Genomic DNA, 17,707 nt, shown 5'->3' with positions numbered 1-17,707 from the left:
ATTCCTCCTATTTACTTTGATTTTTTAATAAATCCTCAATTTTATTTTCTTTAAGCGGTTTACTAAAATAATAACCTTGAATCAAATTACAGCCTAAACTAACAATTTCATCTAACTGTTCTCTTGTTTCCACTCCTTCAGTGATTACTTTATATTTTAAATATTTTGATAATTTAACTATACTGCCAATTACAGCTTTGTTTTTATCATTATGTATATTGGAAATAAATGACTTGTCTATTTTTAATGTATTAACAGGTAAATTAATTAAATAATTCAAAGAAGAATATCCTGTTCCAAAATCGTCTATTGCAATGCTTATACCACTTTCCATAAGCTCATTTAATAATTCAATCCTATCTTCTCCAATTTCAATTAAAGTTCTTTCCGTTATTTCTATTCCAAGCAAAGAAGGTTCTACATTGTGCTTTGCACATATGTTTAATATATTGCTCTTAAAATCACTTTTTTTTAATTGAATCGGAGATACATTTACAGATATCGTGTTAAATTTATAGCCCTTTTCTTTCCATGAACAAGCAGTCTCTAAGGCTTTATTTAGAACCCAGTTTCCAATTTGAACAATGTATCCATTATCTTCGGCTATAGGAATAAATTCAGTAGGAGGTACATTACCTAGTTTATTATTATTCCACCTTAAAAGTGCTTCAACACCAATAATCTTATTATTTAAAGCATTAATTTGAGGCTGATAAAAAATATCTAATTCGTTATTAATAATTGAATTCTTCAGTTCACTTTCAATTAAAATTTTTCTAAAATAGGGTTGTGCCTTTTGTTTATCAAAAAAGGTACACTCATTTTTCCCTTTACCCTTAGATTTATATATTGCAAAATTACAGAACTTTAATAGTTCATCTGGATCAGAACTATCATCTGGAAAAACAGTTACCCCTAAACTTGTACTAATGTAAATTTCTTTACCCATTATTTTAAAAGACTTTTTTAAACATTTATGAATTTTATTACACATTTTCTCTATTTCTTTTATATCATTAAATTGGTAAACTAGTATTGCAAACTCGTCCCCTTCTAACCTGAATAATTCACCCTGCTTACCAAGTAATACAGTAATTGATTTTGCAAACGATTTTAAAATCCAATCACCAAAGCGGTGCCCAAAATTATGATTTATAATTTTCAAATTATTGATATCAATATATATAAGTGCGCCGCTTTTATTATGAATTTTAGCCGTTTTTATTGAATTATTGAGTTTTATTAAAAAAAATCTCCTATTAGGTAAATTAGTAAGACTATCCCATCTCTCATAGAACTTCATATTTGTAATATTAAATATTAATACACCTAGTACACCAGAACTTTCTGTTTCATCTTTAAATATTTTCCCCTTAAGCAGAACCCATTTAATATCCCCACATTTAGTCTTTATTCTAAATGTACTTTGATAAAATTCTAGCGATCCATTAATATAATCATCTAAATCTTGTATTGCCATCATTTTGTCTTTTTCATAAGTTATAATATTAATAAATTCATTCATACTTTTAATAGCATTAAATTTATATCCTGTTATTTTTTCGGAAATAGCCATTTCACCTGTATCTATATTCCATTTACATATTCCAACATTTCCTGTATTAAGTGCATATGTATACACGTTGTCATCTTTTAAACTATATTTATCGTTTCTACACATTTTACAATCCTCATCTATGCAAATAATTTTTCTTCTATAACTATTTAACACTATTCGTATTTGTTTATGTAAATCTTCATTTTCTACCATGTGATTAATATTTTGACTTATTTTTTTATCTACATTATTATTTATTTAGACGAAATAAATATTTTGTCCGAAAAATAAGAATTTTATACCTATTTACTGTTTTATTCTTCCAATATAATTCCATAAATTTTAAATTATGATATTTATTTCTTCATTATTCTGTAAATTACAACATTATTTTAATACTGTTTTCATAATAATTGGATTTTACTCAATATTATGCTATAATTTATTATACAAAATATTTATATTGTACAATTATTTTGAAAAGAGGAAACTAAATGGAAAGAACCGGTAATAAAAAAATAAAATATTTTACTCAGGAGGAAACAAAAAGCCTTTTTAACGCTATCATAAATTTAGATAATATACATGCAGTTAGAGATTTAGCAATTTTTAGAGTTGCTTATAGATGTGGTTTAAGAGCATCTGAAATTGCTTTGATTAAATTGGAAGATTATAACGCTTCAAAGGGCGAACTTTACTGTAAAAGACTAAAAGGCAGCTGCAATAATACTATAAGACTTGATAAGAAAACAAAAGATGCATTAGATAAATATATACATGAAAGCAATTTGTCATCTAACTCTGAAGTTCTGTTTAAAAGTCAAAAAAATAGACCTATTTCAAGGCAAACTCTTGATTATCTTATGAAAAAATATTGTTCTTACTCTAATATTCATGATAAGAGTAAATATCATTTTCATGCTCTAAAACATACTACAGCAGTTCATTTAGCAGAGTCCGATATGGATATAAAAGAACTGCAATGGTGGCTCGGACATAGATCTGTTACTAATACAGAAATTTACTTTCAATTTACGACCAAGCAGCAGGAGAAAATGTATTCCAAGCTTGAAGAAAAAAGTGAAATGGTCTAGAAATATCTAAATTTAAAGCTAAAGTGCAAATATAGCATTTTAGCTTTAAGTTTATATTGACATAAAAAAACTAGATGATATAATTACATAAATTGAAACTTAAATCATATAAATATCTTAAAGAAAGGATTTAAAAATATGAGTATGGAATTTATTAAAAAAATACCTACAGCACAGGAAATTATACAAGAAATGCCTCTGCCAAATCATATTAAAGAAATTAAAAAAAATAGAGATATTGAAATAAAAAAAATTTTTGAAAATGAAGATGACAAATTTCTTCTTATAATAGGGCCCTGTTCTGCAGATAACGAAGATTCTGTTTGCGAATACATTGGAAAGCTTGCAAAAGTTCAAGAAAAAGTAAAGGATTGTATTATCATTATACCTAGAATATATACAAATAAGCCAAGAACCACTGGTGAAGGATATAAAGGAATGGCTCATCAACCAGATCTACATAAAAAGCCAGATTTAGTTGAAGGAATAAGAGCAATTAGAAAGATGCATATAAAAGCATTAAGTGAATTTCATATGCCTGCTGCTGATGAAATGCTGTATCCTGAAAATTATAAATATCTTTCAGACATGTTAAGTTATCATGCAGTTGGAGCTCGTTCAGTAGAAGATCAACAGCATAGATTTACTGTAAGCGGTATTGACATGCCTGTAGGAATGAAAAATCCCACCAGTGGAGATATTCATGTAATGTTAAACTCCATTAAAGCAGCACAGCTTGGACATTCTTTTATTTATGATGGTTGGGAGATTAAAACAAGTGGAAACCCTCTTGCACATGCTGTTTTAAGAGGAGCCGTAGACTCTTATGGCAGAAACATTCCAAATTATCATTATGAAAATCTGACTTATCTTGCTAATGAATATGAAAAACAAGGGTTATTAAATCCTGCTATTATTGTAGATACAAATCACGCAAATTCAATGAAGCTTTATAAGGAACAACCGAGAATTGCAAGAGAAGTATTAATGAGTAGAAAATATAATTCTACACTAAAAAAATTGATTAAAGGATTTATGATTGAAAGCTATCTTGTAGGAGGTAAGCAAGACGTAAATGATAATGTTTATGGAAAATCCATAACAGATCCATGCCTGGGCTGGGAGGATACAGAAAATTTAATTTACTATATTGCTGAAAACGTGTAAATTTACAATAGATGAATTCATTTGCACATACATGAAACCTAAGCTGAAACTAAAAGTACTTCACACCTTAGGTTTCGTGTCTATACATATTTCCATTTCAACTCTAGATGATGTCATAGGGCATTTCCACAACAAACATTTATACAAATAATCAAGTTTGTAATAACTTGCCCTCAAATTATCTAACGTGATAAAATCCAAGTTATTGAAGATACTATCACAAATATCATTGTCTCTATTATATAATATTTCATATCTCCTTGTTTAATTATTTCTTCTTCCACTATTTTTTCTTCTATTACTTTTTCTTCGATTATTATCCTCTTGTGTAAAATAAGATAATATTATACTAATAAACATAATTGTTGGTTTTATATATTTTTTCGATAATTCATATTTTTATAATACTATTAGTTAAATAAAGATGCAAAGTAAGTAAATAACAAAAATACCTTTAATTAATCATCATTTTTTTAATAAAAAGAACTATAAATAGATTAATTAAAATCCACTTATAGTTCTTATATAGTAGAGCACATAATAATCTAAGTTGCACCATTGTAGATAACATATATCACCTTATTATGATGTTTCCACCATGATAAAGCAGTTCACCACCTATAATGATGGTTTCCTCGACTATATAAAATATCTACACAACTATATATAACCTCTCGGCTATATATAACCATCTCAACACCTCATATAATTTTAGCTCGACCCTATATCATAAGTTGGAACCTTAATATAATCAACCTTAATCAACTATATTAAAGCTTTTCCCCACAATATAGAATCTTCCCTCTGACTATATATAAGCTATTTGTACAATAACCCATATACAATCGTCGGCCGACTTATACACACCTCTTTTCAAAGCATATATAAATCTTGACTCAACTGTTATATACCCTATGCTATTATAGTAACCTTTTTGTCTTTATTATATACTGGTAATTTTTGATTAAATCTAAACAAAAATTTTTTAAACTCCCATTAACCTTTTTAAAGTTAATGGGAGTCTATTAATTACTTACCAATTATTTGAGAGAGTTGTTGTTGAATATTCTTATCTACTACACCTTCTCCACCAAATATGGTTGCTCCAGATAATTTTCTGTCTTTCAAATATGAAGTTTGATTATCTGACAATTTTGTATTAACTAAAACAATTGGGGCATTATGCTTTCCAGCATATATGCTTCCAGCAAGTGCATCCGGAAAATTATTACCAGATGCTATACATGCTTCATTTCCATCTAACTTAAAATATTTTCCTACTTCAAGAGAAGTTTCATAACGGTCTGATCCACCTATTCTCGTAATATTTGACTTCTCTATTGGTATAATCTGTGCAATAGTATTTTCAACTTCTGTGTCTATTGATCCCTGCAATCCTATAATAAATACTTTAGTTGGATTTATAGTTGAAATTTCTTTCTTTATTGTATCTGAAATTTCATTTTTTCTAACTAATAAAATAGGATATTGGTTTGCTGCTGCTATATTAGATATTGAAGCTGCATCTGCATAATCCTCTCCCGAAACTATAACTACAGGAGTTTCTTTATTTACATTTAACTTTTCTGCTATCTTTTCTGAAGTTTCATATCTGTCTGCTCCACCTAGTCTTGTAATATTCTTAAAACCATTAGCTGTAACTTTATCTTCAAATTCTTTGCTTACTGCTCCGTTTCCTCCAAGTATATAAACCGAACCTGTATTATCCATGCAGGATTTAATATAAGCTAGTACTTTTTGCTGATCTTCATCTGTACTTCCTACAAGCAACATTGGTGCATTTAGTTTGTATGCTAGTACACTTCCTGACAAAGCATCTGGGTAATTTTGTGCTGAAGCAATTACTACATTTGAAATTTTCCCTGGATAAGTTGCCTTTGCAATATCTAAAGCTGTATCTATCCTATTTTGTCCGGACAAACGCTGTACTCCTGTTACTTTACTTGAAGCATCTTCTTTATTCATTCTTATATCCCATTTTACGATTTCCTTTTCTACAGAAATTGTAGGACTTACATATTTATAGTACCCATCTTTATTTACTACTACGTAGTAATCTGAATTTGGAAATACCATAAATCCATAGGCTCCATTGCTGTCGCTTACTTGTGGATTCTTGTTATTATTAGGTTTAAATCCATCTATACCAGGGAGTGGTACTTCTGTATCTGGTTTCTTCCCTGCAGCTTTATCTCTATCAGTGTTTGCATAATATACTGTTACATTTGCTCCATCTATAGGTTTTCCTGTAGATACATCTGTTATTATTCCATAAGGGTCAATTAAGTTACTTTGTAAGCCTACTTTTCCATCTGTTCCAACTTTAACTTCCATCGTTCCTATAACAATCTTTTGTCCATTTCCTAAATCATAAGTTAAATTAAAGTTGTTAGTTGTTCCTTTTGCTAAGCTTTCAATTTTAACTGTTCCGTCAGTCCCAATTGTAACTGGTGTTCCTTTATCTGTGGTAATACTTAATTTTGAAACATCTGTTAAACCACTTACAGTTCCGTCTGGTGCTTTTAATGCTGCTACCTCTGAAGCCTTCATTGAAACTGTTTTGTTACCACTGCTGTCAGTAGTTACACTAGCTGTTATATTTGAAACTTGACTTTGTGAATTTCCTTCCACTACATTACCTGTAACAGTAGTTTGATCTGAAGTACCTCCTGATGAACTACCAGAGCTTCCGCCGCTATGAGAACCTGGCTTTGATATAAAAGCTATATCAAAATCACTTTCTGTACTTCCCGGAATCATTTTTATACTTATATTATAGTTTCCTGAAGTAATAGTGTTTCCAGCTACAATAATAGGACTTGATACAGTAACTGGAAGTACTACACCAGCTATCAAATTTTCATTGGTTATATTAGTCTTTGGAAATTCTCCACTTATACTTTTGCTTCCTTTGCTTATAGTTACATCAACTTTATCTGTATTTACTGAATTAACATCACTTAATAGAGCATCCCTTGTTGCATTTGGAAGTTTAAAGTGATATCCACCTGTCATATTTGGTGTTACATCTAAGCTATTTACTGTTTCTACCGGCTTTCCTGTAACCTGTATTGAAAACGAGTTTCCAGATGGAGGTGTGTATGCTTCTACTTTATATGTCTTTCCATTGGTCAAGCCTATTATTTCTGTACCAGTTAATGCTGCTGCATCTGATTCATTATCTGATAATGTTCCATCTGCTTTTACATATTTTACTGCTCCGTCTACTGTTACCTTATATTTGCTTCCTATAGTTAAGCCTGTTACTTTGCTGTCTCCTGCTACTGCTCCACTTACTGAACCTTCTGCTAATGTTACAGTACCTGCTTGACTTGGTAAATATGCTTCTACTGTTGCTTTATAACCATTTGCATTATCTCCAGATAAAATATAAGGTACTCCATTCTTGTCTATAGCCATGGATACATATAGTGAAATATCTGGATCTCCAACGGTTTTCCAACTTCCACTTTCATATTTCATTACCACTGATTTAATATTTGTACCAACTATTTTTTCATATACAATATATGGTGTCCCATCTTTATCTATAGCCATTGATAAACTATTCGCTCTTTCTGCCGAAAAACCTTCACTTCCAACAGTTACCCAATTTTTAGTTTCACTGTCATATTTCATTACCGTTGCCTTACCATCATTTGCGGTATCTTCATACGAAACATAAGGTACTCCATTTCCGTCTATAGCTATCATCAGCATACCAGCATTACCTTTTGAAAAATCTTTATTTCCTACTGTAACCCAGTTTTTTCCATCATACTTCATTACTGTTGCTTTATCATCATATGTTTTATTCGCATCTGCGTATGCAAAATATGGTACTCCATTATAGATAGCTATAGAGGCACTATTTATCCCATTCTCTGTGAAGTCTTCATCTCCCACAGTTATCCAACTGTCACTTGTACTATCATATTTCATTACTGTTGCTCCACCTTTATCTGATGGTGTTTTAAATGCAATATATGGTGTTCCAGTAATTTTATCTATTGTAATAGTTGGATATCCTAAATGAGATCCCGTAAAACCTGGCTTTCCTACTGATGTCCAGCTATTACTTTTACTATCATATTTCATTACTGTTCCTTTAAAGCCATTTGCCATATCAGTATATCCAATATAAGGTACTCCATCTTTATCTATGTCTATAGTTGTGCAGTCTGCCTCACCTGCTGAAACAACTCCACCACCAACTGCTGTCCATATCTTATTTATATTGTCATACTTCATTACTGTTGCCTTACTGCCATTTCCTTTATCTGAATATAAAATATAAAGTGTTCCATCTGGAGCTATAGCTATACCTGGATACATCATTATTCCTTCCGAGATGTCTGCATTACCAACTAACTGCCAACTTAAGCCACTAGATCCTGTGTTTCCATTTTGTACATAGACTTCTACTTTGTATGTCTTTCCATTGGTCAAGCCTGTTATTTCTGTTCCAGTTAATGCTGCTGCATCTGATTCATTATCTGATAATGTTCCATCTGCCTTTACATATTTTACTGCTCCATCTACTGTTACTTTGTACTTGTTTCCTATAGTTAGGCCTGTTATCTTGCTATCTCCTGCTACTGTTACTGTACCTCCTGGAGCTGATGATACAATTACTTTTACTGTTGCTGTATAGTTCCCACTATTTGCATAACCTGTTGGTATTGCTCCTAATGTTGCTGTAAAGGTATAGCTTCCTGCTGCACTTGGATTATAGTGGTCCGTGTCCACCCATGTGCTTACTGGTACAGTCACTGCACTATTATTTGCCTTTACTGTTGTTGGCAGGGCTGCTATTACCGCTGCTGCATCAGAATAAGTTGCACTTCCTGCATTTCCCGCTAATACATCATTTATTTTATCAAAGCTTGTTATTTCTGTTGCCGCCGGGGCTTGTCTTGTTATTTTTACTGTATAAATTTTTTTTGTTGTTCCATCTTCTGCTGTTACCTTAATATACGCTGTGTTTACTCCTACATTTAAATTCATTGTTTTGTTTGTGATTTCAGTACTGCATACTGCATCACTATATAACTTCCAGGTTGCATTTGCACTTACTGCTACATCTACCCCTAAGCTTGTTACTCCATTTGGTACTGTCTTGCTTGCTGTTGTTTCGGTCATTGCTGGACTTGCTGGTGCTGTCCATGTGATTATGTCACAGGCTGTTGAAGCTGGCGCTGGTTGTATTATTTTCTTTATACAACCGTTACCCTCATCAGACACATAGATGTTTTTATCTTTATCTAAGGCTATTCCTCGTAGTGAACTACCACAATTAGTATATTCAGCTAATACTATTCCATCTTGTGATAACTTTTCAACACATCCATCATCTTTTTCAGCTATATAAATATTGTTGTCACTATCTATTGCTACTCCACAGGGTCCCGATACATCATAAGTTTTCAATATTGTTCCATCTTCTGATGATACCTTCTTGACTGCATGATTCCCATAATCAGCTACATAGATATTATTACTACTATCCAATGCTATTCCATATGGACTGTTTAAATTTAAATCAGAATAAGTTTTCAATAATTCTCCACTCTTTGACACTTTCTGAATAGTGTTACCATTCTGATTAACTACATAGAGATTTCCATCACTGTCAACTGCTACCCCATATGGACTGTTAAACCCAGTATAAGTTTTTAATATTGTTCCATCTTTAGATATTTTAGTAACAGTATTACTTAAATCACTAGTTACATACAAGTTTTCACTACTATCCATTGACACTCCATACGGACCATCAAACCCAGTATAAGTTTTTAATATTGTTCCATCTGGTGATATTTTAGAAAAATAGTTATTACTATCACTAGCTACATAGATATTATTGCTGCTATCTACAGCTATTCCTTGTGGATATGATAAAGTTGCAACTACAGGAGCCGATGATTCATCAATTGGCGCTGGATCAGCATGTACCTTCACAACATTTTGTGGAAAAATGCTAAATATCATTGCCAAAAGAGCTATCTTTGTTATTATTTTTTTAAATCTTCTAAACATTTCAAACACTTCCTTCCGTTAAATATATTTTTGTCTGTTGCCTACTGCAGCATTACCACATACAGCAAAAGCAAATATTTTATTATAATTTATTTTACAACATGTAAGTAAAAGAAAAGTAAAAGCTTCTTTTACTTTCACATTATCAATGAATCTTACTTAGTGGGAAAAGCAGATATCCCAAATCTTTGATTTGGTGATAGTCGCTTTCGCTGTGTGCAAGCTGATAACTTAAATCTTTGATTTAAAGTTAATCGCTTTCTCTCTAGAGTTTTGTTTATCCCACTAAGTTTAGATGAATTATCTAGGGGCGTAACTACTGTTATCTCCCACTTTGATAGAAGTGGGAGTGTTACAGTAGGTAGCCATCAGATAAAAATGAGATATTAGAATCAATCTAATACCTCATTTTTATTTACTAAACTTAATTACAAAAGCCATTCATAAGTTTTCCATACAAATCTATTACAACTGGCTCTGGACATATATCTAACTCCCTTTTTAACATTCTTACATAACCTTCATAATATTTCATTAATGATTTTTTATTCTTTTGCACTGCGAGTACCTTCATAAAAAGACAATTTGCTTCTTCCTGAAGTGGACTAATTTTAATTAATTTTTTTAAAATATAAGAAGCTTTTTCCATGTTACCATTATCAAAATAATACTTTCCTAGTTTTTTGGCTAAACTTAAATATTGATTTAAATATTTTTCTCTTTCTAGCATACTCCAATAGTAGGATCTATCTCCTAAAAGATCTCCTACATACATTTTCTCTGCATCTAATGCTTCCTGGAGGTTCGATGTATCTATTTTTTCAAGTTTCTGAATTTTTTCTCTAAAATCTATGAAATCCACATAAAAATCACTACATTCTAGCCTATAAGCCCCATTACTTGATATAAGAAGTATTTTTGAATCATGTGGTTCAAGCACTTTTCTAATTTGATAAACAGCAGTTTTCAGATAGTTTTCAGCATTCTTTAAAGGCATGCCTGGAAATATATCTTCTATAATTATATTCTTTGGCACTTTCCTTCCTTCCTTTAAAATAAGATATGCAAAAAGCTCCATACTTTTGGTAGAAAGCCATTTTACAGTGCCTAAACTTTGGCTACTTACATCTATACCTCCAAAAAGATAAACTGAAATACTTTTTTCTTTTGCTAACACTTTTTCAACTAACAATGATCTTTTTTTTAATGCCCTACTTATAGTACGCTGTAACCGCTCCGATAAAACTGGTTTAACAATATAGTCAAAGGCACATATATCAAAAGCTTCCACAGCATATTCTCTATAAGATGTAGTAAATACAATATCCGTTATGGGACTCATTTTTATTATTTTCTTAGCTAGCTCCATTCCATTTTCTCCTGGCATATTTATATCCAAAAACACAATATCTACACAGCATTCTTTTAGAAATTCCAATACATTGTTTGAACTATTAAATGCATTTATTACCTCCACTCCTTGAATTTTATTAAAAATCCTTTTAAGGATAAGAATCATAGCTTTATCATCATCAATAATAATAACCCTCATATTTATCCAGCCCCCAACCTATTTAAGCTTTTAAGCACTTTTACCTGATAAAATTGTAAAACCAAAAGTACTTCCCTTACCTACACTGCTCCGAGCCCATATTTTACCGTTATTTTTTTCAATAAGCTTCTTACAAACCATTAATCCAATTCCTGTTCCTTTTTCCCCTGAAGTACCCAAAGTAGTGTGATGGTTAAAATTACTAAATAATTTTTCTACCTTCTCTTCTTCCATTCCTACACCATTATCACTAACAGCTACATTAACCATTCCTTCAAACTCTTGCGCCGATATTTTTATATTTCCACCACTATTAGTAAACTTTATTGCATTAGAAAATAGGTTTCTTAATACAATTTCAAGCATATCTCTATCTACACAAACAACAATTTCCTCAGATATTTCATAAGATACCTTTATTTTCTTTAACTCCGCATTTTGTATTAAGGGCGTTATGGAATTTTTCACTATATCCAATAGTGTCCATGAAAGATTGTTACAAGTCATCCCATCCATTTGACTTCTACACCATTGAAGTACATTTTCAATCATTTCATATGTATTTTTGCTATTCTCCTTAATCTGATATAGTATTTCTTTATTTTCTTCTTTGTAAATATCATCCTCATCTTCTAAAAGATCTAGTAAACTTAATAAAACACCTAACGGAGACTTAATATCATGGGAAACTATAGTGAATAGTCTATCTTTAAATGCATTGAGCTCAGATAATTTTTCACGCTGCAGCTCAATTTCAGTAATATCGTTCAATATTATTATCTTACCTATGATTTTATCAGTATTTTCATATATATTACTGATATTGATCTTATAATATCTTAACTTATCTTTATCTTTTACACTTATTAAACTTTCATTATTAGAAGTACTATTTACAACTTCTAATAACGCCTTATATTTCTTTAATACCTCATCAATTTTTTTGCCTCCTGCTTTTATATCTTTCAATTCTGAAATAATACTTTTTGATGAATTATTAAAATTAATTATATTATTTTTAGAATCTAGTATTATAACTCCATCCAGCATATTGGAAAAGACTTTCTCAAGTGCTATTGGCGTAAGTTTTAAAAACTTAAATTTTAATACAGCAAAGCTATACATTATTGCTGAAATAGAAATTGTAAGTGGCACTAAATCCACATCAAAATGCAATAATCCAAAAATATAAATAATATTTGAAATCCATGGAATTATCCAAGCTATTATTAAAAGTAGTATCTGTTTTCTTATAATTGTCACTGCCCTTAAATAAGCTTTTATAAAAATTATTAAACCTATAGCCATTAATACATAATTATACACAATATGTACCCAATACCAGGGACCATGTATTACTTCTAAAATTGGAAAAATTCCATCATTATTAATATACATTTTTTTATAAAACAAATGATGAAAATCATTTGTATAATTCACTATTAATATGATAACAGGCATAATATATAGTAACATCAAAGTTATATTTTTAATTTTTTCTATATACCCGGTAAAATTAAGTGCAAACATTAACCATAGTACACCTAAAAAAGCTCCCCCTAAATATTCTACTTTAACCCAAAATTTTATCCATTCAATGTTTGTACATAATATTTCAAATGCATATCCAAATGCATAAATTGATGCAGGTAACAAAGATACTGCTACATATGGCTTGTCTCTTTTCCATGAAAGGCGCCCTATATATCCCATCACTAATGCTTATATTAACAATTCCAAGCTAAAAAAATAGTTTGCCTTCAAAAATCACATCTCTTTTCCTCTACAAAATTGTAAATTTATTGTTACATTTATTACTTCATTTATTTAATAATACAACATTTATTGTACCTGATTCAAGAAATTATTTTGCATTTTAATATTTAAGAATACTTTTAGAAATTAAAAGCGCCAACTCACTAATTACAATAAGTTGGCGTTATGTCTATTTAACATCTTGTTAAATTTTTTATACTTTTCATTTGCTTAATAGCTCTTCCAGTAAAGCTTTGCTTTGACTCAATAACATCTTTCAAAGTGCCCTCTACAATAACTTTACCTCCATCTTTTCCGCCTTCTGGCCCCATATCTACTATCCATCCTGCTGCTTTTATAACATCTAAATTATGTTCTATAACTATAAGAGTATGTCCTGCTCTAAGAAGTTTATCAAAAATAGCAAGTAGCTGGGATACATCATGAAAATGCAATCCATTTGTAGGCTCATCAAATATATATACCGTCTTTCCTTTAGCTTTTCTGCTGAGTTCCTTTGCAAGTTTTACTCTTTGTGCCTCTCCTCCACTTAATGTTGTAGCACTTTGACCAAGCTTTATATATCCAAGTCCTACCTCTTTTAAAACTTCAAGAACTAAATGTATATCTTTGTAATCTTTAAAGAATTCTGATGCCTCATTGGCATCCATATCAAGCACATCAGCAATATTCTTACCATTGATCTCATTTTTAAGCACTTCTTCTTTAAATCTCCTGCCTCCACATTCATCACACTCTATCCATACATCTGGTAAAAAGTGCATTTCTATTTTTATTTGACCTTGCCCTTCACAATAGGGGCATCTTCCTTTTATTGAATTAAAGCTAAAATAATCAAAGCTCATATGGTGTTCCTTAGCATACTTTGTATTTGCAAAAACTTTTCGTATTTTATCAAACACTCCTATATAAGTAGCTGGATTAGATCTTGGAGTTCTTCCTATAGGCTCCTGCGAAACATTTATAACCTTATCTAAGTCTTCATATCCTAATATTTCACTGTAATGTTCTCCCTTATTATCCGCTTTATTTAATAAATTTTCTAAAACAGGCTTTAAAGTTCTGCTTATTAAGCTGCTTTTTCCACTGCCACTGACTCCTGTTACAACATTTAATGTATTTAACCTGAAGTTTGCTGTAACGCTTCTTAAATTATTTAAGTCTGCACCTTTTATTGTAAGGAATTTATTATTTTCCAAATTGTTATACATAGTATCATTGACTTTTAAAGTTTTACTCAAATATTTTCCCGTTAATGAATTACTATTATTTTTAATAGCATCTAAGCTTCCCTGTGCTATTATTTCTCCACCTAAAATTCCTGCATAAGGGCCTATATCTACAATATAATCTGCATGCTTAATTATTTCTTCATCATGTTCTACAACAATTACTGTATTTCCCTTATCTCTTAACTTTAAAAGTGTGCTTACTAGATTTTCTAAATCCCGCGGATGCAGTCCTGTTGATGGCTCATCTAAAACATAAGTTATACCTGTAATCTCACTGCTAAGCTGTGCAGCCAGCCTCACCCTCTGTCCTTCACCTCCAGATAAGGTAGGTGCACTCCTGTTTAAAGATAAATAGTGAAGACCAACATCATTTAAAAAAGATAATCTCTTATATATCTCTAAAATTATTTCCTCTGACACCTTGAATATAGAATTTGGAACATGTTCATATACATCTTTGATAAAGCTTAAAGCTTCTCTCACAGACATATTTGAAACCTCCGATATTGTTCTTTTTCCTATCCTGACGCTATTTGCTTCTTTTGATAGTTTTGTACCCTTGCAGACACTGCAAGTATTAAAACTCATAAATTGTGCATACTTTTTTCTTGTTACCTCGGAATCTGTTTCATAATAAAGTCTAGTTAACTCCGTAACAATTCCCTTAACCGGTTTAAGTGTAGTTTTACCTCCCATTATAGATGGATACTCCAGCTTTTCTTCTCCTGAACCATACAGTATTACGTTTTGAAAACTCTTAGGTAAGTCTTTCCAGGGTGTTTCAATATCTAAATTATAATGATCAAATACAATATCTAAAGGTCCTGTTGGCCATGTAGTTTTATTATTTTCTCTAAGATTTCCAAACCAATTAATAGCTCCATCTAAAATACTTAAGCTTCCATCACCAATTAAAAGCTTTAGATCAACTTCCTGTGTGACGCCAAGCCCCTTACAATGAGGACACATTCCCTGAGGAGTATTGGAACTGAAATGTGCTGACATAAGAGGTTTAATAAAGGTATGACAATTAGGACATTCACTTTTTTTATTTTTATAAAGCAGTGTTTTTATTTCCGTTTTACAGTTTTCACAGGTTCTAATCCCTATTCTGGAATATAAAAGACGCAGGTAATCAGAAATTTCCGTCAAGGTTCCAACGGTAGAGCGTGGATTGCTGCTTACACTTTTTTGCTCTATGGCAAGGGATGGGGTTAAGCCTGAAATATATTCAACCTTTGGCTTTTCAATTTTTCCCACACTTCTTTTTGCAAAGGTGGATAAACCTTTAATAAATCTTCGTTGTGCTTCAGCATGTATTATATCAAATACTAAAGTAGATTTTCCGCTTCCACTGACTCCAGTAAATACAATAAGTTTATTCTTTGGCAGTTTCAAAGAAACGTTTTTAAGATTATGATGCTTTGCACCTTTTATAACAATCATATTATCTTCAGATTCTTCATTAATACCTTCATTTACTATAAGTTCTCTAAGCTTAGTACTCATTGGTACACCTCCAGCCTTGAATATTTCTTAAGTTCTGAGGTAATAATATACACCTCTTTCAAACTTCTACTTGAAAGAATAATGCATCCAGTAACTGGAGAGTCAATACTTATTTTAATTATTGGAATATTGTATACTTTTTTCTTTCTTACTTATTTTTGATAATGCATCAAAAACCAGGTCAGGCTGATCCATCATCAAGAAATGTCCTGCATTAGGAATTATGAATATATCTTTACTTGGAGCCTTTATATCTTTAAAATAATCTTCAGCTACAACACGGGGAGCTTGCCAGTCCCTTTCTCCCAAGATATAATATACTGGCACCTTATATTCTTTCGATTCTCTGCGTAAATTAAAGTCACCAAGAAAACTGTGAACCTTTGAATTTGCCTTAAAGATTTTCATAAATGCTATAATATCGGAGAACTTAAAAATGGGACTCTTAAACATAGCTATCCATATATCAATGCCCATTTCCATACCTAATTTATATTTACCCAGAAGCTTATGAACTATATTACATTTTCTCAAAAACTCTTTGTCAAAAACAATCTTGCTGCCAGGATATTCACCTACGCTCTCAAGCTTCTTCAATGATTTTTTATCGCCTGCCTGCTCAATAACTTCTTTAAGTTTATTATAGGCTACCTGCTCATTTTCCACCATACCAATAACCTGTCCAGCACCAATATAGTATTCGGCTTCTTCCGGGTGCTTTCTAATAAATATTGATCCTAAAACACTTCCCCAGGAATGGCCAAATATAACAACCCTTTTCTTGTTATATTTTTTCTTAAGATACTGGATAACTTCAAATAAATCCTGAAGCATTAAATCTATTGTAGGAAGTTTATCTGGATTTTTCGTGAGGGTCTTCCCAGCACCCCTCTGGTCCCAATGAACTACAGTATATATTTCTTCCCATCTATCTTGAAATAATCCTGTAAATAGGGATTCTGCAGAGCCTGGCCCTCCATGCAAAAATAGCATCACAGGATTATCAAAGCTTGTTCCTAGATGATACAGAAACTGATCTATTCCATTAATACTTACATATTCAGAAGTACATATTAACCTGTTGTTTCTATTTCTCATAATTTTTTCTCTCCTTTCTTTGATTTTTTCTTATATTTTCAAACTCCTTTAATATTCTTGCTGCGTCATCTTTCTGACTTTCATCTACTTTTAAATTACTATCTTCTTCAAAGCCATCTTGTTCTTCACCATCAAATCGATACAGTTTTTTAAGCATTCCCCAAATAGTTTCTAGCTCTTCAGTTGAAAAATCTTTAAAAAGCTGTGCCATGAACAATATTCCTTTTTCTGAAACTTGATACAATACCTGCTTTCCAGCTTCCGTAATTATTACATTGACAGCACGTCTATCTTCAGTATTAGGTACAACATCAACATATTCCTTTTTCTGCATGACAGTAACAATTTGTTTTACATTTTGTTTAGTAGAACCAAGCTTTCTTGCAATATTATTGAGGGTAGTTTTACCTTCAGATAAATGAGCAATTGCAACCATGGTCATATACTGCCTTGAAGTCAAATCTCCCAGGTATTCATCTCCTCTTACCTGAAGCTTATTGGCCAGTGAAAATAATGTTGCATAGGTTTGTTCCATTAAAAATATTTCTCTATATGTATCCATAAAAGTTTTCCCTCCTATAAGACAATATATTGTCTTATTACAGTTTAATGATATTTTTTATATTTGTCAATATATTGTCTATTATTTTATCCGATGACT

At 31.2% G+C, this 17,707-nt stretch carries 9 protein-coding genes; 2 read left to right on the top strand and 7 right to left on the bottom strand.

The window, feature by feature from the left end:
- Positions 1–7: 7 nt before the first annotated feature.
- The gene (locus CLAU_RS17495; RefSeq protein ID WP_029170204.1) at positions 8–1,681 is read right to left on the bottom strand and encodes a bifunctional diguanylate cyclase/phosphodiesterase; all 1,674 of its coding nucleotides are present in this window, start codon (positions 1,679–1,681) and stop codon (positions 8–10) included.
- 371 nt (positions 1,682–2,052) lie between these two features.
- Between CLAU_RS17495 and CLAU_RS17490 the strand changes: the two genes are divergently transcribed.
- Positions 2,053–2,652: a tyrosine-type recombinase/integrase gene (locus CLAU_RS17490; protein ID WP_013238144.1), complete on the top strand. Its 600-nt coding sequence runs from the start codon at positions 2,053–2,055 to the stop codon at positions 2,650–2,652.
- 138 nt (positions 2,653–2,790) lie between these two features.
- A complete protein-coding gene (locus CLAU_RS17485; RefSeq protein WP_023163251.1) occupies positions 2,791–3,819 on the top strand; it encodes a 3-deoxy-7-phosphoheptulonate synthase in 1,029 nt (342 codons plus the stop codon).
- A gap of 1,029 nt (positions 3,820–4,848) precedes the next feature.
- Here CLAU_RS17485 and CLAU_RS17480 read toward each other — a convergent pair.
- The 6 genes from CLAU_RS17480 to CLAU_RS17455 all read right to left on the bottom strand — a co-directional run bounded on the left by CLAU_RS17480 (position 4,849) and on the right by CLAU_RS17455 (position 17,608).
- The gene (locus tag CLAU_RS17480; protein ID WP_023163250.1) at positions 4,849–9,879 is read right to left on the bottom strand and encodes a cell wall-binding repeat-containing protein; all 5,031 of its coding nucleotides are present in this window, start codon (positions 9,877–9,879) and stop codon (positions 4,849–4,851) included.
- 424 nt (positions 9,880–10,303) lie between these two features.
- On the bottom strand, positions 10,304–11,431 hold the full coding sequence (locus tag CLAU_RS17475) for a response regulator (protein ID WP_023163249.1): 1,128 nt from the start codon (positions 11,429–11,431) through the stop codon (positions 10,304–10,306).
- Positions 11,432–11,461: 30 nt separating this feature from the next.
- Entirely contained in the window at positions 11,462–13,144 is a 1,683-nt protein-coding gene (locus CLAU_RS17470; RefSeq protein WP_023163248.1) for a sensor histidine kinase, read from the bottom strand.
- Positions 13,145–13,380: 236 nt separating this feature from the next.
- On the bottom strand, positions 13,381–15,885 hold the full coding sequence (gene uvrA / locus CLAU_RS17465; protein WP_035787789.1) for an excinuclease ABC subunit UvrA: 2,505 nt from the start codon (positions 15,883–15,885) through the stop codon (positions 13,381–13,383).
- 177 nt (positions 15,886–16,062) lie between these two features.
- Positions 16,063–17,046, bottom strand: a complete 984-nt coding sequence (locus CLAU_RS17460) for an alpha/beta fold hydrolase (protein ID WP_023163246.1) — start codon at positions 17,044–17,046, stop codon at positions 16,063–16,065.
- Positions 17,036–17,608: a MarR family winged helix-turn-helix transcriptional regulator gene (locus tag CLAU_RS17455; protein ID WP_023163245.1), complete on the bottom strand. Its 573-nt coding sequence runs from the start codon at positions 17,606–17,608 to the stop codon at positions 17,036–17,038. The genes CLAU_RS17460 and CLAU_RS17455 overlap by 11 nt, the downstream gene beginning before the upstream one ends.
- Positions 17,609–17,707: the final 99 nt, after the last annotated feature.

This window comes from Clostridium autoethanogenum DSM 10061 (genome assembly GCF_001484725.1).
Lineage (GTDB): Bacteria > Bacillota > Clostridia > Clostridiales > Clostridiaceae > Clostridium_B > Clostridium_B ljungdahlii.
The sequence above is the reverse complement of the archived record's forward strand: the minus strand, read 5'-3'. Positions and strand labels throughout refer to the sequence as shown.

Bases quoted from the DNA above. Each gene is read 5' to 3' on its own strand.
- CLAU_RS17495 (WP_029170204.1), bottom strand. From the start codon at position 1,681: ATGTGTAGAAACGATAAATATAGTTTAAAAGATGACAACGTGTATACA.
- CLAU_RS17490 (WP_013238144.1), top strand. From the start codon at position 2,053: ATGGAAAGAACCGGTAATAAAAAAATAAAATATTTTACTCAGGAGGAA.
- CLAU_RS17485 (WP_023163251.1), top strand. From the start codon at position 2,791: ATGAGTATGGAATTTATTAAAAAAATACCTACAGCACAGGAAATTATA.
- CLAU_RS17480 (WP_023163250.1), bottom strand. From the start codon at position 9,879: ATGTTTAGAAGATTTAAAAAAATAATAACAAAGATAGCTCTTTTGGCA.
- CLAU_RS17475 (WP_023163249.1), bottom strand. From the start codon at position 11,431: ATGAGGGTTATTATTATTGATGATGATAAAGCTATGATTCTTATCCTT.
- CLAU_RS17470 (WP_023163248.1), bottom strand. From the start codon at position 13,144: ATGGGATATATAGGGCGCCTTTCATGGAAAAGAGACAAGCCATATGTA.
- uvrA (WP_035787789.1), bottom strand. From the start codon at position 15,885: ATGATTGTTATAAAAGGTGCAAAGCATCATAATCTTAAAAACGTTTCT.
- CLAU_RS17460 (WP_023163246.1), bottom strand. From the start codon at position 17,046: ATGAGAAATAGAAACAACAGGTTAATATGTACTTCTGAATATGTAAGT.
- CLAU_RS17455 (WP_023163245.1), bottom strand. From the start codon at position 17,608: ATGGATACATATAGAGAAATATTTTTAATGGAACAAACCTATGCAACA.